Below are 19,612 nucleotides of genomic sequence, written 5' to 3'. Positions count from 1 at the left end.
CGTTCGCTCCCTGTTTGCTTCCGGAGGTCTGACACGCGATGTCCAACTCGTTCCTGAGTTCCGAGGAGTACGACGAGCGCGCCCACGCCCTCTACAACGAGGGGCAGTTCGATGAGGCGCTCGAGTTGTTGCGCGAGGGACTCTCGCTGTATCCCACGGCAGTCGAACTGCACGTGGGAGCCGGCTACGCGCGTCTCGCGCGCGAGGAGTATGCATGGGCACGACGCAGTTTCGAGGAGGCCCTCCTGCTCGATGCCGAGCACGAGGATGCGCTGGCCGGACTGGGCGAGGTGCTGCTCAAGTTCGGGCAGGTCGACGCCGGGTTCCGGGCGTTCGAGCGCACACTGCAGCTCGGGTATGACGACGACGTCGATCTGATGCTGCAGATCGGCCGCGCGTTGTTCCGCGAAGGGTATGTCGAGATGTCGCTGACGTACTTCGAACGCGCGGTGCATCATGCGGACGATCTGACCGAGGCGGTGGCGTGCATCGGGTATGCGCAGCATCGCCTGGGGAACGACGCGGAAGCGATGACGGCGCTCCGTCAGGCCATCGGTCTCGATCCGCAGTTCGCCGAAGCGCGCGTGTATCTGGCGAATCTGTTGTACGACGCGGGCGATCTCGATGGCGCACTGCGCGAGTTCGAGCAGACCGCGCCGGACGATCACTGGGATGAACTCGGGATCTGGCGCCTGATCGAACTCAAGAAGTCGGTGTATCGTCTGCCGGACACCGATCCCGAGTTCAAGCCGTGGGAAGCCCGTCTGCAGGTTCTGGCGGGTGAACCCGATGCGATCGATGCCTTGCTGGCCGAGATCGAACAGGCCAGCGAAGAGGCCGAGGAATCGGCTCCAGTTGCCCCCTCCCCGGGGCAACTGGAGACACTTGGCACGCTGCTGACGGGGCTGGCCAGTCAGCAGGCCGAAGCCGTGAGCACCAATGTCATGACACCGGAAGGCGACACGCATCGGGTGGTCATGCGCGATGGCAGTACGTTCGAAGGCACCTGGGAGGCCATCGTGCAGGCTTTGCGGGATGCCCGCGACGCCGGCCGTCCGATCGAGGAGTACATGGCCATGGAAGCGCGCCGTTTTTATGGCGCGACCGGGAAGCGGGTCGATTCGCACGCTCCCGAAGCGTTCATCCGCGGCAGTGCCGACGCCGGCATGCTTCGCATCGTGCGCTGAGTCCCTACGGTGTCCACATCGTCTGCTCGCGCCGCGCTCGACGCGGCGCGTCGTGTCTTCGCCGCGTCCAACAGTCATACGGCGCCCGAACTGTGGCAGGCGGCGCAGGGGGTGTTGCAACTCGCGATCGGACGCTCCGAACTCACGGGACAGGCGCTGATCTCGGAAGTGCGGCGGCTGGGGCTCATCAACCTGGCCGACGCGCATGCGCTCGTCGCGCTGTCGTCGTGGGCGGATCAGTCCACGGGGCTGGCAGAAAACGAAGCCGAGCGCATTCTGGTGCGCGAAGCCTGGATGGCGCTCGAACATGCCATCCCCGAGGCGCCGCTGTCATCGTACGCCGCGCCGTCGTCAGTGCCGTCGTCGGCGCCTGCGGGCACACCACCCTCTCCGTACGCACCGCCCTCGGCGCATCAGCCGTGGGCGCCGCCGGGAACGCCGGTAGGAGCCTCGGGCGTCGGTGCGGCGTCGGCCGCGGCCGGCAATGCGTCGCAGGCGGAATTTCGCGGAGGGGCTGGCGGCGCAGACGCGGGCGAGGTTGTGCCTGCCGGCCGCGGTCGCCGGCGCTTGGCTCTGATCGTCGGCGGCGCCGTGCTGCTCGCGGCGGTGGGCGGTGGCGCGGCATGGTGGTTTCTGCAAGGCAAACCGGAACGTGATTTCCGGGACGCCGTCGCGGCGTATCAGCGCGGCGCCCACGAAGTGGCGCGCAGCTCGTTCGCGCGGCTGGCCATGGAACATCCCGACGATGCCCGTCCGCTCATCTACCTCGGGCGCATCACCCGCGAGGACGGAGATCTCGCGCGGGCCCGGACGTTCCTCACGAATGCGGTGCGCCTCGCGCCCGGGAGCGCGATCGCGGCGCGGGAGCTGGCGAGCATCATGCTGGCCGATGGTCAGCCGGAGATCGCGCGCCGGTTCTACGTGCGGGCCGTGGAGCTCGATCCCACCGACCGGACGGCGCAGGGGTTTCTGGGGTGCGCGCTGGTACGCCTGGCCCGTTTCGACGAGGCGCAGCGTTGGATCCAGCGCGCCGGACCTGGTGAGTGGCAGGGGTGCCTGGCCGCGGTGCCAATGATGCCCATGTCTCCTGCTGCTCCGGGCCGTCGATGAGCCTCACAGCGGGCATCACGTCGAACATCATCGAGGGCACTCCGTCGCTGCGCCCGAGTGAGGCGCTGGCGTTGCACACCGAAACCGAGCGTGAGGTGCTGCCCAATGGGCTCACGCTGCTCGTGCGGCGCGACCGTTCGGCGCCGGTGGTCTCCATCGTCACGCAGGTGAAGGCCGGGTATTTCGACGAGACCGACGATCAGGTCGGCATCGCGCATGTGCTGGAGCACATGTACTTCAAGGGCACACCGACGCGGGGCGTGGGGCAGATCGCGCGCGAGACCAAGGCCAATGGCGGCTATCTCAACGCGCATACGATCTACGATCACACGAGCTACTACACGGTGCTGCCGGCGTCGTCGTTCGTGGCCGGACTCGAGATCCAGTTCGACGCGTACACGCGCTCGGTGATCGACGGCGAGGAACTCGCGCGCGAACTCGAAGTCATCATCCAGGAAGTCAAACGCAAGCGCGACACGCCGTCGGCCGTCACGATCGAATCGCTCTATGCGCTGCTGCACGACCGGCATCGCATCCGTCGCTGGCGGATGGGTGAGGAGGAGGCGCTGCGCCGGTTCACGCGTGAGCAGGTGCTGGGTTTCTACCGGCACTGGTATCAGCCGGGCAACACCATTCTCGCGGTGGTCGGGGATGTGGATCCCGAGATGGTGCGGCATGAGGTGATGGCCCGTCACGGCACGCTGCGTGGCGAGACGCCATCCCGACCGGGGGGACCGCAGGAGCAGACGCTGCCCGGACTGCGTCATCGGGAATGGTCGGGTGACATCGCGCAGCAGCAGATCGCCTTCGGCTGGCGCGTGCCTGCGCTAACCCATGCGGACAGTCCGGCGCTCGATCTTGCCGGTGTGGTACTCGGCACCGGACGGGCCTCGCGACTCTATCGCGCGGTGCGGGAGCGCCAGCTGGCCAGTTCGGTGTCGGCGTGGAACTACACGAGCGGTGATGTGGGTGTGTTCGTGGCGCATGCGGAGGCACCGGCGGAGCAGGCGCGGGCCGCAACGTCCGCGATGTGGCGGGAACTGCAGGCCGCGCGCGAGGACGGACTGCGCGACGCGGAAGTGGTGCGGGCCCAGCGCATCCTCGAGGCGCGTTGGCTGCGGCGGCTCGAGAGCATGGACGGACAGGCCCAGTATCTCGCGTCGTGGGAGGCGGACGGCGGACTGACCGCCGCCTCGCGTTACTACGACGCGTTGCTCTCTCTCGATGCGGGGGCGGTGCAGGAAGCGATGCAGCGCCATCTCGCACCCGAGCAGGTCGGTATCGTGTCGTATCGCCCCGCGGGGTCAACGGCCATTGCCGACGATCTGGAGACGCTGCACGGAATGCTGCGGCGTGGAGCGGCGATGGGTTCCGCCGTGATGGCCACCCCGTCGCTTGGCATGCCGCGCGTCGCAGCCGCGGATGATGGTGAACGCCCTGCCGGCCGCGATGCGGAGCAGGCCGGAGTTCCGACGCGTGTATCGTTCACCCGCGCGGAAGACGATGTGCAGGTGTATCACACGGCGCGTGGGGTTCCCATTCTCGTCGTGCACAAGCCGGGCGCTCCGCTGGTGCACTTCGGTGTGTTCATGCGGAGCGGCGCCGTGCTCGATGCACCCGAGCGGGAAGGACTGGCGCGTCTCACGGCGCAGGCCATGCTGAAGGGCACGGCCACCCGCAGTGGTGCGCAGATCGCGGAAGCTGCCGAGTCGATGGGCAGCAGCATCGGCGTGTCAGCGGGGCTGGAAAGTGTGGGATGGACGATGTCGGTGCCCACGCGCCATCTGGAGATGGCGCTCGCATTGCTGGGCGACGTCGTGCAGCATCCGGCTTTCCCCGAGGACGGCGTGGAGACCGAACGCGCGCTGGCGTTGGCCGAAGTGGCCCGGCTTCGCGACGACATGTATCGCTGGCCGATGCGTCTCGCCGTGACCGCCGCATATGGGGATCATCCGTATGCGCGTTCGACGATCGGTTCGGAAACTTCGTTGGCCACGCTCGGACGCGAGGACGTGGTGGCGTGGCATGCCGCCCACGTGATGCACGCGCCGGCGGTGATCGCCGTGGTTGGCGATGTCGATCCACAAACGGTGGCCGCGCTGTGCGCGGAGCGGTTCGCAGAGATCGCACAGGCCGGCGATGCGCCGTTGTCTCCGCTGCCCTGGCCGGACGGTCGACGGGCCGCGCGCGATACCCGTGCCAAGCAACAGTCCGCGCTGGCGCTGATGTTCCCCGGTCCTTCGCGCAACGACCCGGCGCGATTCGCGGCCCGGGTGCTGTCGGCGATCGCGAGTGGACTGGGTGGACGTTTCTTCGAGCAATTGCGCGACGTGCAGTCGCTGGCCTACACGGTGAGTGCTTTCCCGGTGGAGCGTCGGGCCGGCGGGGCGTTCGTGGCGTACATCGCCACCTCGCCCGCACGGGAAGACGAAGCCCGTGAAGGCCTGCTGCGCGAATTCGCGCGCTTTCGCGAAGCCGAACCCTCCGCGGAGGAGTTGCAGCGTGCGCAGCAGTATCTCATCGGATCGCACGCCATTGCCCAGCAGTCGGGTGGCACGGTGCTCGGCGATCTCGTGGATGCCTGGTTGTTCGGCGCGGGATTGCACGAGCGGCACGAAGAAACCACGCATATCGCGGCCGTGACCGGTGCCGATGTGATGCAACTGGCGCGGCGGTATCTGCAGCCCGGGCTGGAAGCCGAAGGGCTGGTGCACGGCACGGGAACCGCCGCCTAGCGGTTACCGCCTAGCGGTTACCGCCTAGCGGTTGCCGCCTGGTGGTTGTGCCTGGCGACTATCGCCTGGCCGTCACCGTCTGACCTCGCGCATGCGCCGCGACGCCAGTCCGAGAGCCGTCATGGCACTGCGGATACGACCATTGGACGCGCGCAGGCCAACCCATCCTTCGTAGTCGGCCGGTTCGCCGACGATGGCCGCGCCGATCCATTCGCGGCGCGACGCCCAGGCGAGGGATCGCCGGATGGCCGCCACCTGCGCGGCATCGCCGTGTGCATGCGGGAGACCACCAACCGTCGTGAGCCAGTGCGTTTGTTGTCCACCACCGGCGGCGAGAGCCTGCGCGTGCCAGCGCTCGAAGGCGCGGAGTCGCGCATCCACGGCGGGGAGTCCCGAAAAACCGGGAAAGGCTGCGGCACCCAGCAGCGTCACGGGAGAACCGGGGGCGGCGGCCCAGGCGTAGACGGCACTGTCGGTGGCATCGAGTCGTGCGGCACTCCATCCCACCTGCGTGCGGGGCCTGACCCGACGGACTTCGCGGGCCGTTTCCAGAAGTGTGGTCTGCCACCACGCGAGGGACGGCGGTGTGCCGCCCAGCCAAGACGGCACGGGATCGGGGAGCGCGGGGAAGATCACGTCGGGCTTGAGCCGCTCGAGCACGCGCCCCACCGCACGTACGCGGGCGGCGTCGCCGGCCAGGGGGGTGCGTCGACCGATGTGCAGTCCGATCGCCACTCGCAGCGTATCGCCGCTCGCGCTGTCCACACGCCATGGTGCCAGGACCCGGGCCAATGAATCGAGCGCGGCGGGCGTGGTGCCTTCGGTGTCGAGCACCAGCAGCACCACATCCGGCGCGAAGGCGCTGAAGAGCATGGTGTCGGCGCGCACGGTGCGTGCGAGTGGAACGCCGTCCAGCACCGGCAGGAAACGCACGCCGATGAGAAAATCACCGCGCGGGCGCGCCTGCATGGGCTCGGCCATGGCCACGTCGTAACTGCGTACGGCGGCCACGCCGCGCGGCCATTCCATCGCCAGCAATGTGGTCAGCGCGGTGGCTGCCAGCACCAGCACGGCCCGGACGGCACCGGAGATGCGCCAGCGTGCGGGGTAGGCCGGTGCGAGCATGGGCACCAGCATGGTGAGTGGCGAGAGCAGGGCGGCGCGCCCCACGCCCATGCCCACGATCACATCGCGGGCGGAGACGGCGGCCTGCAGCGCCAGCGGCGCAGCGCCGTGTTGCGACACGAGGTAGTCGCCGATGGCCACCGCCGCCAGCAGCAGGTCGTACAGCAGGATGGGGATGCCCACCACGGGCGAGACCAGGCGCACACCCACGGCATACAGCACCTGCAGCACGAACGTCACCGCCACGAGCGGTTGCAGCCAGGTGATGCCGGAGATGGTGCGGGCGCCCGACTCGGTGCCGGATGCCACACTCACCACCAGAGCGGGGATCACGAGCAGACCGCAGAACGCGGTGAGCTGCGTGAACAATCGCGGCGCTTCGCGGCGTGTCGTGATCCATCCCGCCAGGGTCACGTCCCACACGAGGACCGCCGCAGCGATGCCGATGACCACGAGCGGAAGAGGATCGGTCCACATGCTTCGGCACGATAACGCCCTCGGTCGCCCGGTGGCCACCCCGGGAAGCGTGGCATAGTTTCCGTCATGGCCCGCGCGTCCGATCCGTCCAATGTGCTGACGCTTCCGAATCTCGTCTCCACGTCCCGAGTGCTGCTGGCCATCGGGTTCGTGGCGATCGATACGGTGCCCGTGCGTCTGGCGCTGCTCGGTGTGGCGTCGATCACCGATTTTCTCGACGGGTGGATCGCGCGACGCACGAAGGCCGTGTCCCGCATCGGGGCGCTCATCGATCCCATCGCCGACCGGCTGTTCGTGCTCGGTGTGGTGGTGAGCTACGTCCTGGGTGGACAGCTCGCCTTCTGGCAGGCGGTGGCCATCATGTTCCGCGACGTCATGTCGGTGATCGGCTGGTTCGTGGCCCGTCGCGTGAGCTGGCTGCGGCCCATCACGTTCCGCGCGCGCATCGTCGGCAAGCTGGTGACGGTGTTTCAGCTCGCCACGTTCATCGCCGTGCTCGTGGCCCCCACATGGGTGGATGCGCTCGTGCTCATCGTGGCCGTGCTCGGCGTGATCGCCACGGTCGACTACACGCTGATGCTGTGGCGTGAGCGCGTGCGGAGCACACCGGACGCACCATAGAAGAGTCCGGCAGGAGTGGACCCGCCATGACTCACAAAGACAAACGCCTCCACGAGGGAGGCGTTTGTCTTTGCGGAGAACTCCGCAAACCTGCGAAGATCTGCGAGAATCTCAGATCGTGCCGCTTTGTGATGGTTCTTGTGATTCAGCAGCGGATGCGCACGAGGCGCTGATCAGACAGCGGCCGTTTCCTGCGTCTGCCTTTTCGGGGGCTGCGCAAAGCGCTCGCCTAAAGTGCGCAGTTCGGTGAACTCGGGAGCCTTGAGCTCCGGGTACCGATCCGACAGGTAGACCATGGTGGCGTCGAACCACTCTTTCTGGTCTTCGGGATGACATCCGATCACACCACACTGCATGATCTGCTGGAACAACTCGTCACGGGCCTCTTGATACGGCGAGGGCACCATGGCGTCACGACGCGGACGAAGCTTGTGCTTGGCCATTTCCTCGGGGTAGTGCGTCGAACAGGGCCGCCCGGCGACTCCGGGGCAGCATGGAAAATTTAACCGATGAGAGAACTGCTTCCTAGTGGCTGATGGGAGGTGGAGCTCCCGGGCCACATGGAGAACTACGCGTGTCACGGCTCGAGCGCTGCTGCCGTTGACGATTCGGACCCAGCCAGGATGACTTTGGCCAACGGCACCGGGCTCACCTCTGCCACCAGCGCACCGGCCGGTGTTGGCATCGGAAGGGCCCGGACCGGGGACGCCGGCAACAGAGCCGACCAAGCCGCCAGCCGCTCACGGCGGACGCCCGAAAGGGGCACCGAACCGGCCCCCGGATACCGGAGACGATCCTCCGGAGGGGGCTCCGGTATCGGAGACACGGTGGATTCCCGTTGATCAACAATCGCCGGCGGTCCCGGGTCACCGTCGGCCGAACCCAGCCAGAGGGTGGTGTCCACCCGGACGTCGCGGAGGCGCTGCCGTTCCCCGTCGAGCAGGGCCACGTGACTGGCGAGTTGCAGCAGCTCCGCCGCCCCTGTGGGACCCACGAACGAGGCCAGATAGCGGGCCAGCAGGCGATCGGGCTCCGCGGGGGTGCCCGTGCGCTCCAGCAGCCAGGGTTCGAGCAGTGGACGGGCGCCGAACAGGGTGTTCGCGCTGAGGGCCGCCCGGGCCGAACCGCGCTGCAGCGCCCGGATCATCGGGCCGGGCAGGTCGTCGGGATCGGGTGGTTCGAGCAGCAGCAGGGAGCGCACCAGCGAGGGGCGCTGCGCGGCGAGCATCGCGGCCACGAGAGCCCCCATGTCCTGGCTCACCACGGCCACTTCGCCGAGTCGGAGGGCGGTCAGCGCCCGTTCGACATAATCGGCCTGCGCGCTGGCGGTGTAGGCGGCGTCGATGGGACGATCGGATTCGCCATGGCCCAGCAGATCGATGGCCACGGTGGTGAACCCGGCGCTGGCCAACCGCGGCGCCACCTGGCGCCACAGGAACGCGCTGGTCGCGAAGCCGTGCAGGAGCAGCACGGCCGGTCCGCCCCGTCCGAGGCGTTCGACGTGCAGCGTCCCCACGCCCACCGGGATGTGCAGGTGCTCGGTGTACACGCTGCGCAGGATAGCGCCGGGAACGGTTCGGCGGATAGCTTGGGGAAGCAGCGCGACCGCTTTGCGGGATGTTCAGTGAACCCCCCGGCCGGATGCCGGACGACGAGGAGAACGAGTGGCAAAGCCGACCCCGAAGAAGAAGTCCAACACGGCCTTTCTTGCCGTGATCCTGGTGGTGCTGGTGGCCGGCGGTGCCGCCATCTGGACCACGATGAACAAGAGCAAGCCCATCCCGACGGAGCTGGCGGCTGGCACGCCGCTGCCCGAAGCGCAGGGTTATCTGCGGGGCGATCCGAATGCCCCCATCACGATCATCGAGTTCGCCGACTTCGAATGCCCGGGCTGCGGTTCGTTCGCGGCGGTGCAGGAACCGGATCTCCGCAAGCGCGTGATCGATGCCGGGCTCGCCAACTTCCGTTTCTACGACTTCCCGCTCACGTCGATCCATCGCAACACCCTCGCCGCGCATCTGGCGGCGTCCTGTGCGAACGAGCAGGGCAAATTCTGGGAATTCCACGATATGCTCTTCGAAGGGCAGTACGACTGGAACTCGCAGGCCACGGGCAACCCGCGCAAGGTGTTCGATGGCTACGTGAGCAAGCTCGGTCTCGATGCGGCGAAGTTCGGCGAGTGTTACGACTCGCAGCGCAATCTCGCGCAGATCCAGGCCAACGCCGCCGCGGGCAGTGAGCGGGGCGTGAACAGCACGCCGACGATCATCATCGGCAACAAGGTCTATTCTCCGGCCCCCACGGCCGACCAGCTCAAGGCCATCGTCGACTCCATGCGCGCCGCACTGCCTGCCGCTGTGGCCGCTCCGGCCGGCGACGCGGCGAAGAAGTAACGCCACGTCCCACGCCCGACCTTTCCGGTCGGGTCGACAACACAGGACGGCTCAGGCCCGCCGACGGCGGGCCTGCGCTTCGTCGAGACGCAATTCCGGCATCGGCACCGCTTCGGCGGTGCCGTTTGCATTTCCGGCGGCATTGCCGGCGTCCGCATGAACGACCGGACCGATGGCCGGATCGTCCGTGTGCGGCACCAGGGCTTCACCGAGAGCCACCAGCGCCCGCGTGGCCACCACCGACGCCAGCGGCTCCGGTACACCCATCTCGCGCACGTAGATGTCGAGCGCGCGCTCGTAGCCGACATCCGTGGCCAGCGTGTCCACGAACAGCAGGGCGTTCTCGACATGCGTCCGGATGAGCGCCTCCTCCGCCCGCGCCTGCACGAGGCGCAGCCGCTGCTCGGCTTCCGCCGAGAGCTTGCGGGGGAAAAGGGTCTCCGGGAACAGCTTGTTCAGAATGGACATATCGGTACAGACGAAATGCCACGGCGACCGGTTTCGCGCCGTGACGGCCATCACGGACGCCCGACACGGGCGCCCGGTTTATGATTCCTGCGCTTCGTACTGGTCCTTGAGGGACGCCACCACCGATGGATCGGCGAGCGTGGTGGTGTCCCCCAGCGCGCGCCCTTCGGCGATGTCCCGCAGCAAACGCCGCATGATCTTACCGGAGCGGGTCTTCGGGAGATCCGCGCTGAACAGAATGTCGTCCGGACGGGCCAGCGCGCCGATCTTGAGCGCGACATGATCGCGGAGTTCGTCGCGCAGGCTGCCACTGGCCGTGAAGCCGGCGCGCAGCGTCACGAACGCCGCGATGGCCTGCCCCTTGAGATCGTGATGCTTGCCCACCACCGCGGCTTCCGCCACCGCCGGATGATCGACGAGCGCGCTCTCCACCTCCATGGTGCCGATCCGGTGCCCCGACACGTTGAGCACGTCGTCCACGCGCCCGAGAATCCAGAGGTACCCGTCTTCGTCGAGCTTGGCACCATCGCCGGGAAAGTAGAGATCGGGGCGGCCGGGCCACTTGGAGAAGTACGTGTCGACGTAGCGCTGATCGTCACCCCAGATGGTGCGCAGCATGCTGGGCCAGGGGTGCGTGATCGCCAGCAATCCGCCGCCGGTCTTCACGTCGTTGCCCGCGGTATCGAGCAGTGCGGTGCGGATGCCGGGGAAGGGCAGCGTTGCCGAACCCGGTTTGGTGGTGGTGACACCCGGCAGCGGCGTGATCATGATGGCGCCAGTCTCCGTCTGCCACCACGTGTCCACGATGGGACAGCGTTCACCGCCGATGTGTTCGTGGTACCACATCCAGGCTTCGGGATTGATGGGTTCCCCCACGGAACCGAGCAGGCGCAGGCGCGAGAGATCGTGCTTCTTCACGTACTCGGTGCCCCACTTCATGAACGCCCGGATGGCGGTGGGCGCCGTATAGAGAATGGTGACACCGTACCGCTCGCAGATCTGCCAGAAGCGATCCTTGTCGGGCCAGTCGGGTGCGCCTTCGTACACGATGCAGGTGGCGCCGTTGGCGAGCGGGCCGTACACGAGATACGAATGTCCCGTGACCCAGCCGATGTCGGCGGTGCACCAGAACACGTCGTCCTCCCGGAGATCGAACGTGTACTTCGTGGTGCTCGTGACCCCCGTGAGATACCCGCCCGTGGTGTGCACGATGCCCTTGGGTTTGCCGGTCGTGCCCGAGGTGTACAGCACGAACAGCACGTCTTCCGCGTCCATCGCCTCGGGCTCGCAGTACCGCGGCACCTGTCGCTTGAGACGGTGCCACCAGTGATCGCGTCCTTCCTGCATTTCGGCGAAGGTCTCGTCGCCCACGCCACTGCGCCGCCGCATCACCACCAGCACGTTCTCAATGGTGGGGCACTCCTTCAGCGCCTGATCGGCGTTGCGCTTGAGGGGCACCATCTGTCCGCGCCGCGAGCCGCCGTCGGCGGTGATGAGCAGCTTGCAGCCGCAATCGTTGATGCGGTCACGCAGCGATTCGGGGGAGAACCCGCCGAACACCACCGTGTGGATCGCTCCGATGCGCGCGCAGGCCAGCATCGCGATGACGGCTTCGGGAATCATCGGCAGGTAGATGGCGACCCGGTCGCCGCGCCCCACACCGAGCTTCTTGAGCATGTTGGCCGCGAGATTCACCTCGCGGTAGAGATCCCAGTACGTGAACGTCCGGCGGTCGCCGGGTTCGCCTTCCCAGATCAGCGCCGCCTTGTTGCGACGCGGACCGGCGATGTGGCGATCGACGCAGTTCACGGAGGCATTGAGAGTCCCGCCCTGGAACCATCGGGCGCGTGGCGGTTCCCATTCCAGCGCCGTCTTCCACGGCGTGATCCAGTCGAGCGCTTCCGATTCCTTCGACCAGAACCGGACCGGATCGGCCGCGGCCGCCTCCTGCAGGGCGGTGTCCCGCACCTGGGCGTTGGCGCGAAATTCGTCGGACGGCGGAAACGTGCGAGTTTCCTGCAACAGGACGTCGATGTCGCTCATGGGCTCTGAAGGCCGGCCGGACCGGCGCGTGGGGGAAGCCAGGAAAGGATGCCCCGGAGGGTGGGTCTCCGGAGAGGTCCGGAAGACGCTGGCCAGAGGGGCGAGTCGTGTCGCGAGCAGCCGCGTGTCCCGCTAATGTAGATCGATGCCAATCCCGCACGGAACCACTGCGACCGGTATCGCAGATTCTTCGACGCTGTCGACGATGCTCCGGTCGCGCCGGTGATGCCGGCAGCCGGTGGCACAGCCGATGGCATATCGCATGGCATATCGGAGCCGGCGCTGGTGGCGGAGCGGCTGGTGCGGGCGTTCGGGGCGCGGAAAGCCGTCAACGAGGTGTCGCTGACGCTGGCCGATGGTGAGTGCCTGGCCCTGTTCGGTCCGAACGGGGCGGGGAAGACCACACTGCTGAGGCTGCTGGGCGGTCTGCTGCGCCCCTCCCGGGGGCGCACGGTGCTGCATGGGACCCCGCTCCCCGGGCCGGCGTCCACCCGTCGGCTGGTGGGGCTGATCAGTCATCATGCGATGTTGTACCCCGCGCTCACCGTACGCGAGAACGTGCGGTTTGCCGCCGAGTGCCAGGGGGTCCCCGATGCCGATGCGGCCGTCACCCGCGTGCTGCGGCAGTTGCGGGTGCTCGACCGCGAAGCCACGCCGGTGCGGTTTCTGAGCCGGGGGCTGCAACAGCGGGTCTCCATCGCGCGCGCCCTCGTGCACGGGCCGCGGCTCGTCCTGCTCGATGAGCCGTACACCGGCCTCGACGAGGTGGGAGCGCTGGCGTTCACCGATGCGTTGCGCGAGCTCAAGGCCTCGGGCGCCACCTTGGTGCTCATCACGCACAATCTGGCCGAAGGACTCACGCTGGGTGACCGTGCCGCCATCATGCGCGACGGACGACTGGTGCACGAGGAACGCGCGGAACCCTCGGGCTTTGATCTGCCACGGTTCCAGGCCCTCTATCGTCGTCTCGTCCACGAGAGCATCGCGTGAGCGCAGACGACCGACACAGGGATCGGGCCCTGGATCCCGCGACGCATCATGTCACGCCCCATGCGACGCACCACGCACCGTCGTTCGTGCGCGACGCGCTGCGCATCGCGCGCAAGGATCTGCTGATCGAGTTCCGGACGCGCAGCGCTTTTCTGGCGGCAACCGTCTTTGCGGTACTGGCGGTGGCGATCTTCCGGTTCACCTGGGATCCGACGGCCATTCCGGCCATGGATCTCGCTCCCGGCGTGCTCTGGGTGATCTTCACCTTTTCCGGTCTGCTGGGGCTCAACCGCTCGTTCGCGCTGGAGCTGGCGGAGCGGGCGTACGACGGACTGCTGGCGTCACAGGTGTCGCGGGAGGCGATCTTCACCGGCAAGGTGCTGGCCAACCTCGTCTTCGTGGCGGCCATCCAGACGCTGGCGCTTCCTGCGGTGGTGCTCTTCTTCGATCTTCCGGTGGGAGGAGCGTGGGGGCTGCTCATCGGCATCGTGCTGCTGGCGGCGCTCGGCCTCTCGGCGGTGGGCACGCTGTTCGCCGCCGTGGCGGCCAACACGCGGCTGGCGGAGTTGCTGCTGCCGATGATGACGTTGCCGTTCTTCGTGCCGCTGGTGATTCCGGCGGCGCAGGCCTCGGCCGTGGTGCTGCGCGGATTGCCGCTCAGTGCCGCGATGGACTGGTTCAAGCTGTTGCTCGCATTCGATCTGATGTTCGTGTTCGCGAGCATCGTGGTCTTTCCGTTCACGATCGAGGAGTAGAGGTTGGTTGCATGACCCATTCACCGACAACCACCGCGGTCTCCGATCCGCGCGCGGTCCGCGGTGTCGACGCCTGGCTCGTGATCGCACTTGTCGCCGTGGTGGCGGTGTGCGTACGCGCGATCTGGTTCACGCCGGTGGATGCCATGCTGGGCGCGGCGCAGAAGATCTTCTACGTCCATGTGCCGGCGGCCATTGCGGGTCTCTACATCGCCTGTCCGCTGATGGCCATCTCGAGCCTCGGCTATCTGTGGATCAAGGACGAACGGCTCGACCGGCTGGCGGAATCGAGCGCCGAAGTGGGGCTGCTGTTCATGGGCATGGTGCTCGTGACCGGACCGATCTGGGCGCGCACGAGCTGGGGGACGTGGTGGGTGTGGGAAGCCCGCATCACGGCCACGGTGTTTCTCTGGCTCATGGTGCTCGGCTATCTCGTGCTGCGCGGTGCTGTGGAAACGCCGGAAAGCCGTGCCCGACTCTCGGCGGTAATGGGCGCCCTGGCGGTGATTCTCGTGCCGTTCGTGCACCTGACGGTACGGCTCTTCCGCGGCATGCATCCGGGGCCGGTGGTGCTCAAGCCCGAGGCGCCGTCGTTGCCGCCGGAGATGCTGACGACGTTCCTGTGGTCCAATCTTGCGTTCCTGCTGCTGTTCTTCGTGCTGCTGCGCATGCGCTACCGCTGGAGCGGTCTGCGTAACGCGGTGGTGGCCATGGAGACCGCCTGATGCCGATCATATCGGGCACGCTCTGGGGAGCTCCCTCCGCGACCATGTCACCGATTGCGCCGCTGCCCGTGCAGCCGGTGGTGATTTCCGTCGCGCGGTTGCAGGACGCAGGCCATGCGGCCGAACGGTCGGTCCAGGACACCGCCGGCAAAGTTGCGTATGTGGCGAAGCCCAGCGGACCACCGGACACGAGCAGCTACATGTGGGGCGGATACGTCGTCGCGCTGGGACTCTATCTCGCCTACATCGTGCTGATGCTGCGACGCATCGCACGCAGCAGACAGCAACTGGCCGTGCGTGGAGCCGGCGGTGACGGGTCCCGATAAACCGTCCCACAGACGGGTCGCGTCGTTGCATGCACCGCACTCAACCCCGTTGCATACACTGCTGACGGGCGTACGCATTGCCGTCACCCGCGCCGGTGACCGGTCCGGTCCGCTGGTGCAGGCCCTCGAGCGCGTCGGCGCCACGGTGCACGAGATTCCGCTCACGCGCCTCGAAGCGCTCGATCCGGCGCCGTTGCATGATGCGCTGCGCGATCTGGCGCGTTACGACTGGGTGCTGCTCACCAGTGTGAATGCGGTGGAGCGTCTGGCGACGGTGGTTCGCGATCGTGGCGCCGACGTGGCCATGGCAACGCGCCGTCTGGCCGTGGTGGGTTCGGCCACGGCGGCTGCCTGTGAAGCGCAGGGATGGCGTCTGCCCACCGTGCAGCCGGAGCGCATGCAGGCCGAGGGCATGCTCGACGAGATGGCGGCCCGCTCGGATGTGGAAGGCACGCGCATCCTGTATCCTGCGGCGGCCGCGGCCCGCGATGTCCTGCCCGAAGGGCTGCGTGCACTCGGAGCGCAGGTGGACGTGGTGCCGTTGTACCGGACGGTGCCCGATCCGGACGGTCAGGAGCGCATGCTGCGTCTGGTGGAAGCCGGCGAGGTGGATCTGGTCGCGGTGGCCGCCCCGAGCGCCATCGATGCCCTGCTCGACGTGCTGCCGCCGGAACGGGCGGGGCGTCTGCCGGTGGCATGTATCGGACCGGTGACGGCGCGTGCGGCGCGCACGGCCGGATTCCCGGTGAAGGTGGAAAGCACCGCGCCCACGGTGGAAGGCTGGGTGCGGAGTATCGTGCAGGCCCTGCGGACTGCCTAACTTCGAGCATGACCGTTCCCCTGCGCAGTCCCATTCGTATCGGCACCCGGAGCTCCGCACTCGCATTGCGACAGGCCGGGCAGGTCGAATCGCAGCTCGCCGCGCGCGGCATCGCCAGTGTGCTCGTGGAGTACACCACGCTTGGCGATCGCATTCTCGATCGTCCGTTGGCGCAGATCGGCGAAAAAGGGCTGTTCACGGCGGAACTCGAAGCCGATCTGCGCGCCGGCCGCATCGATTGTGCGGTGCATTCGCTGAAGGATCTGCCCACTGCGGACCCCGAGGGGATCGTGCTGGTGGCGATCCTCGAGCGTGAAGACCCGCGCGATGCGCTGGTGGTGCGGGCCGGCGTCGATGCCGTGAATCTGGAGACGCTGCCCGAAGGGGCGCGGGTGGGGACGTCGTCCCTCCGCCGTCAGGCCCAGCTGCGTGCGCTCAGGCCCGATCTCGAGGTGTGTGAACTGCGCGGCAATGTGGGCACCCGCCTCCGCAAGCTCGATGAAGGACAGATGGATGCGGCGTTGCTCGCCGCCGCGGGCTTGCGTCGCCTGGGGCTGACGGAGCGGATCGTGGCATTGCTGGACGCGCCCGACTGGTTGGCGGCGCCGGGGCAGGGCGCCATCGCGGTGCAGACGCGCGCCGACGATGCCGCGTTGCTGGCCACACTGGGCGTGCTCGATGATGCGCCCACGCGTCTGGCCGTGACGGCCGAACGGGCGCTGCTGGCCGCGCTCGAAGGGGGATGCCAGGTGCCCATCGGCGCGGCGGTCATCGAGGAAGCGGAGTATGGCACGATGTTGCATGGTCTCATCGCGGCACTCGATGGCTCGTCGATGGTACGTGGCGGCATGCCGGTGAATCACGCCGATCCCGCGGCCTCGGGTATCGAACTCGCGCGTCAGTTGCGCGCGGCCGGTGGCGACCGGATTCTCGCGGAGCTCCGGTGAACGACGGGGTGAAGGACATGGCGGGCCACATGGCGGGCAACATGGTGAACGATTCCTCACACTCCGTAGGCGACACCGCGCATGGGAACGCGATGATGCGGACGATGCGTCTGCGGCGGTTGCGTCGCTCCGAATCGCTGCGACGGCTGGTGCGGGAAACGCGCCTCGATGCGGCGCAGTTTCTCTGGCCGTTGTTCGTGCGATCGGGTACGCGCGTGCGAGCGCCCATCGGTTCGATGCCCGGTGTCTTCCAGACGTCGGTGGATGAACTGCTGCGTGACGCCGAGCGCGCCGTGACGTCGGGCATCGGCGGCATCCTGCTGTTCGGGATTCCCGACACCAAGGATGCCATCGGCAGTTCGGCATGGGACCCGGCCGGACCGGTGCCTGAAGCCGTGCGGGCGGTGAAGCGCGAGTTTCCGGGATTGCTGGTGGTGACCGATGTCTGCATGTGCGAGTACACCGATCATGGACACTGCGGACTGCTCACGCCTGACGGGGACGTGGACAACGATGCCACGTTGGCGCTGCTGGCCCGCGAGGCGTTGGTGCATGCGGACGCGGGAGCGGATATCATCGCGCCCAGCGACATGATGGATCACCGGGTCGCGCATCTGCGTGCGGCGCTCGACGGGGCCGGTCATCACCGGGTGCCGATCATGAGTTATGCCGCGAAGTATGCGTCGGCATTTTATGGCCCGTTCCGCGAGGCGGCGGAAAGCACCCCGGCGTTCGGCGACCGGCGCAGCTATCAGATGGATCCCACCAACGGACGCGAAGCGTTGCGCGAAGTGCGTCTCGATATCGAGGAAGGCGCGGATATCCTCATGGTGAAACCCGCGGGGGCGTATCTCGACGTGATCGCCGCCGTGAAACGCGAGACGGCGCTGCCACTCGCCGCGTATCAGGTGAGCGGCGAATACTCGATGATCAAGGCTGCCGCGGAGCGTGGCTGGGTGGACGGAGACCGGGCGATGATGGAATCGCTCACGGCCATCGCCCGTGCCGGCGCCGACATCATCATCACCTACTTTGCCATCGAAGCGGCCGCGCATCTGGCGCGTCGCTGAATCCTGCCCGTGAATCGGAGTTTCTGATGCTGCACAATCCCTGGCACGACATTCCCGCCGGCAAAGAGGCGCCCGAGCAGGTCACGGCGATCATCGAGATCCCCGCCGGTTCGCGCAACAAGTACGAACTGGACAAGGAAACCGGCCACTTCAAGCTCGATCGGGTGCTCTATTCGGCCGTGCACTATCCCGGCGACTATGGCTTCATTCCGCGCACGCTCCACGAGGACAACGATCCGCTCGACGTGCTGGTGAAGATCAACGAACCTACGTTTCCCGGATGTCAGATCACCGCGCGACCGATCGGCGTGTTGTGCATGCTCGACAAGGGCGAACCCGACGACAAGATCCTCGCCGTGCCGGCCGACGATCCGTACTACCACGATGTCTTCGACATCGCCGATCTCTCCCCGCACTACCTGAAGGAAGTCGAGCACTTCTTCCTGATCTACAAGGATCTCGAGGGAAAGCGCATGGAGATCACCGGCTGGAAGAAGAGTGTGGACGCGCTGGCGATCATCCGCCGCAGCATGGAGCGGTATCGCGAAACATTCGAGGTCTGAGCGGGACGTTCAATCGCTCGCCGCTCTCATCACGAGAGCGGCATTGATCCCGCCGAAACCGAACGAGTTCGACATCACGGTGCGTATCGGCATCGCACGTCCCGTACCGGGTACATGATCGAGATCGCAGGAATCGTCGGCCGTCACGAGTCCCACGGTGGGCGGCACCCATTGATGCGTCAGCGCCAGCGCGCTGATGGCGGCTTCGAAGGCCCCTGACGCGCCGAGCGCGTGACCGTAGTAGCCCTTGGTGCTCGAGACCGGAATCCGGTAGGCGTGATCGCCGAACACCGACTTGATGGCGACCACTTCGGTGGGATCGTTGAGCGGTGTGCTGCTTCCATGGGCGTTGATGTAGTCGATCGCCTCCGGCGCGCACCGGGCATCGCGTAGCGCCATGCGCATGCACCGGGCAGCCTGCGCCCCCGTGGGCAGCGGCGCCGTCATGTGATGCGCATCGTTGGTCGTGCCATAACCAAGCACTTCGGCGTAGATGCGCGCCCCGCGGGCCAGTGCGTGTTCGCGCTCCTCGAGCAACAGCACGGCCGCGCCCTCGCCCATGACGAAGCCATCGCGGTCCCGGTCGAAAGGACGCGATGCATGCGCCGGGTCATCGTTGCTGACGCTCATGGCGCGGATGAGCGCAAAGGCGCCGAAGCAGAGGGTGGCCAGCGGAGCTTCCGATCCACCGGCGAGCATCACGTCGGCGTATCCATCACGGACCTGACGGAACGCTTCGCCGATGGCCATGCTCCCCGATGCGCAGCTCATGGCGTTCGTGCTGTTGGGGCCACTGATGCCGAATTCGATGGCGAGGTTGCAACTGGCCGCGCCGCCGAAGACGGCCAGCGCCAGCGTAGCATCCACACCTCGCAGTCCATGCTGCTGAAAACGGGCCGCCTGTTCCTCGGCATAGCCCACGCCGGCGAGTGCCGTGCCCATCATCGCGCCCACGCGCTCACGATCCTCCTGCTCCAGATCGAGATCGCCATCCTCGAGCGCCAGCTGTGCGCTCACCACGGCAAACTGGCCGAACCGATCGAGACGTTTGACGCGTCGTGGATCGAGCCATCGGGTGGCATCGAACCCGTCGATCTGCGCGGCACACTGCGAGCGGAAGATCGACGCGTCGAAGCGGGTCACGACGTCGATCGCACTGCGCTCGGCGCGTAAGCCAGCCCAGAGCGCCTGGGCGCCGATGCCGATGGGCGTGACGCATCCGATGCCGGTGAGAACGACACGGCGGGGCATGTGCAT

At 67.3% G+C, this 19,612-nt stretch carries 19 protein-coding genes; 13 read left to right on the top strand and 6 right to left on the bottom strand.

Annotated elements, in window-relative coordinates:
• Window positions 1–38: 38 nt before the first annotated feature.
• The 3 genes from WG208_RS01810 to WG208_RS01800 are packed head-to-tail and all read left to right on the top strand — an operon-like array spanning window position 39 to window position 5,032.
• Window positions 39–1,187, top strand: coding sequence for a tetratricopeptide repeat protein (locus WG208_RS01810; RefSeq protein WP_337169603.1), 1,149 nt, complete (start codon window positions 39–41; stop codon window positions 1,185–1,187).
• A gap of 9 nt (window positions 1,188–1,196) precedes the next feature.
• On the top strand, window positions 1,197–2,297 hold the full coding sequence (locus tag WG208_RS01805) for a hypothetical protein (protein ID WP_337169602.1): 1,101 nt from the start codon (window positions 1,197–1,199) through the stop codon (window positions 2,295–2,297).
• Complete coding sequence (locus WG208_RS01800) at window positions 2,294–5,032, top strand: pitrilysin family protein (RefSeq protein ID WP_337169601.1); 2,739 nt, start codon at window positions 2,294–2,296, stop codon at window positions 5,030–5,032. Before WG208_RS01805 ends, WG208_RS01800 begins: the two co-directional genes overlap by 4 nt.
• A gap of 72 nt (window positions 5,033–5,104) precedes the next feature.
• Here the strand turns inward: WG208_RS01800 and WG208_RS01795 are convergent, their stop codons facing one another.
• Window positions 5,105–6,634, bottom strand: coding sequence for a hypothetical protein (locus WG208_RS01795; protein ID WP_337169600.1), 1,530 nt, complete (start codon window positions 6,632–6,634; stop codon window positions 5,105–5,107).
• A gap of 66 nt (window positions 6,635–6,700) precedes the next feature.
• Between WG208_RS01795 and WG208_RS01790 the strand changes: the two genes are divergently transcribed.
• Window positions 6,701–7,255, top strand: coding sequence for a CDP-alcohol phosphatidyltransferase family protein (locus WG208_RS01790; protein WP_337169599.1), 555 nt, complete (start codon window positions 6,701–6,703; stop codon window positions 7,253–7,255).
• A 173-nt stretch (window positions 7,256–7,428) separates the two neighbouring features.
• Here the strand turns inward: WG208_RS01790 and WG208_RS01785 are convergent, their stop codons facing one another.
• Window positions 7,429–7,698 (bottom strand): hypothetical protein, encoded by a 270-nt coding sequence (locus WG208_RS01785; protein ID WP_337169598.1) that lies wholly within the window; start codon window positions 7,696–7,698, stop codon window positions 7,429–7,431.
• A gap of 134 nt (window positions 7,699–7,832) precedes the next feature.
• Window positions 7,833–8,804 carry an alpha/beta hydrolase gene (locus WG208_RS01780; protein ID WP_337169597.1) on the bottom strand — a complete coding sequence of 324 codons (972 nt, stop codon included), beginning with the start codon at window positions 8,802–8,804 and terminating at the stop codon, window positions 7,833–7,835.
• Window positions 8,805–8,919: 115 nt separating this feature from the next.
• Here WG208_RS01780 and WG208_RS01775 point away from each other — a divergent pair, with 115 nt between their 5' ends.
• Window positions 8,920–9,648, top strand: coding sequence for a thioredoxin domain-containing protein (locus WG208_RS01775; protein WP_337169596.1), 729 nt, complete (start codon window positions 8,920–8,922; stop codon window positions 9,646–9,648).
• Window positions 9,649–9,699: 51 nt separating this feature from the next.
• Here the strand turns inward: WG208_RS01775 and WG208_RS01770 are convergent, their stop codons facing one another.
• Complete coding sequence (locus WG208_RS01770) at window positions 9,700–10,116, bottom strand: hypothetical protein (protein WP_337169595.1); 417 nt, start codon at window positions 10,114–10,116, stop codon at window positions 9,700–9,702.
• 78 nt (window positions 10,117–10,194) lie between these two features.
• Window positions 10,195–12,159 (bottom strand): acetate--CoA ligase, encoded by a 1,965-nt coding sequence (gene acs, locus WG208_RS01765; RefSeq protein WP_337169594.1) that lies wholly within the window; start codon window positions 12,157–12,159, stop codon window positions 10,195–10,197.
• A gap of 225 nt (window positions 12,160–12,384) precedes the next feature.
• On the opposite strand from acs, the gene WG208_RS01760 reads away from it, so the two are divergent.
• The 8 genes from WG208_RS01760 (at window position 12,385) to WG208_RS01725 (ending at window position 18,355) form a co-directional block, all read left to right on the top strand.
• A complete protein-coding gene (locus WG208_RS01760; protein ID WP_337169593.1) occupies window positions 12,385–13,149 on the top strand; it encodes an ABC transporter ATP-binding protein in 765 nt (254 codons plus the stop codon).
• Window positions 13,146–13,904 carry a heme exporter protein CcmB gene (locus WG208_RS01755; protein WP_337169592.1) on the top strand — a complete coding sequence of 253 codons (759 nt, stop codon included), beginning with the start codon at window positions 13,146–13,148 and terminating at the stop codon, window positions 13,902–13,904. The genes WG208_RS01760 and WG208_RS01755 overlap by 4 nt, the downstream gene beginning before the upstream one ends.
• Window positions 13,905–13,915: 11 nt before the next feature.
• Window positions 13,916–14,629, top strand: a complete 714-nt coding sequence (ccsA, locus tag WG208_RS01750) for a cytochrome c biogenesis protein CcsA (protein WP_337169591.1) — start codon at window positions 13,916–13,918, stop codon at window positions 14,627–14,629.
• Window positions 14,629–14,955: a hypothetical protein gene (locus WG208_RS01745; RefSeq protein WP_337169590.1), complete on the top strand. Its 327-nt coding sequence runs from the start codon at window positions 14,629–14,631 to the stop codon at window positions 14,953–14,955. The genes ccsA and WG208_RS01745 overlap by 1 nt, the downstream gene beginning before the upstream one ends.
• Window positions 14,956–15,004: 49 nt before the next feature.
• On the top strand, window positions 15,005–15,775 hold the full coding sequence (locus WG208_RS01740) for a uroporphyrinogen-III synthase (RefSeq protein WP_337169589.1): 771 nt from the start codon (window positions 15,005–15,007) through the stop codon (window positions 15,773–15,775).
• A gap of 8 nt (window positions 15,776–15,783) precedes the next feature.
• Entirely contained in the window at window positions 15,784–16,722 is a 939-nt protein-coding gene (gene hemC / locus WG208_RS01735) for a hydroxymethylbilane synthase (RefSeq protein WP_337169588.1), read from the top strand.
• 92 nt (window positions 16,723–16,814) lie between these two features.
• The gene (hemB, locus tag WG208_RS01730; protein ID WP_345786956.1) at window positions 16,815–17,792 is read left to right on the top strand and encodes a porphobilinogen synthase; all 978 of its coding nucleotides are present in this window, start codon (window positions 16,815–16,817) and stop codon (window positions 17,790–17,792) included.
• 26 nt (window positions 17,793–17,818) lie between these two features.
• A complete protein-coding gene (locus tag WG208_RS01725; RefSeq protein WP_337169586.1) occupies window positions 17,819–18,355 on the top strand; it encodes an inorganic diphosphatase in 537 nt (178 codons plus the stop codon).
• Window positions 18,356–18,364: 9 nt separating this feature from the next.
• Here the strand turns inward: WG208_RS01725 and fabF are convergent, their stop codons facing one another.
• Complete coding sequence (gene fabF, locus WG208_RS01720) at window positions 18,365–19,612, bottom strand: beta-ketoacyl-ACP synthase II (RefSeq protein ID WP_337169585.1); 1,248 nt, start codon at window positions 19,610–19,612, stop codon at window positions 18,365–18,367.

This window comes from Gemmatimonas aurantiaca (assembly GCF_037190085.1).
Lineage (GTDB): Bacteria > Gemmatimonadota > Gemmatimonadetes > Gemmatimonadales > Gemmatimonadaceae > Gemmatimonas > Gemmatimonas aurantiaca_A.
Note: the sequence above shows the minus strand (reverse complement) of the source record. Positions and strands in the feature narration are given on the sequence as shown.